Origin of the sequence: Pseudomonas sp. SWRI51, from assembly GCF_014268825.1 — a bacterium.
In the GTDB taxonomy this organism is placed as follows: Bacteria; Pseudomonadota; Gammaproteobacteria; order Pseudomonadales; family Pseudomonadaceae; genus Aquipseudomonas; species Aquipseudomonas farsensis.
Map to the genome: position 1 here is coordinate 1 of NZ_JABWRG010000196.1, position 273 is coordinate 273.

The following is a 273-nucleotide window of genomic DNA, read 5'->3' on the forward strand; positions in this document are numbered from 1 at the left end:
GGGCGTACCCAGTCCACCGTCAGCGCTGCAATCAGCAACTTGGAAACCGACCTGGGCGTGGAGTTGTTCGACCGCAGCAGCCGCATACCGGCATTGACCGCCGTCGGGCATAAACTGCTGCTACGGGCCGAGGGCATCCTTGAGCGTTGCTATGCCCTGGAGGGCAGCGCCGACAACCTGGCGCAGCAGGCCGAACCTGCGCTCACGCTCGCCATCGAGGTGCCGTATGGGTCACTGATCCCGGTGTTCAAAACGTTCGACCAGGCGTTCCCG

The 273-nt window shown here is 64.1% G+C and carries 1 protein-coding gene; it reads left to right on the forward strand.

Translation table 11 applies throughout. The annotated features are described in order from the left end of the window. Positions 1 to 273: LysR family transcriptional regulator (locus HU720_RS23990; RefSeq protein WP_186523645.1), on the forward strand; the 273-nt coding region annotated here is incomplete at both ends.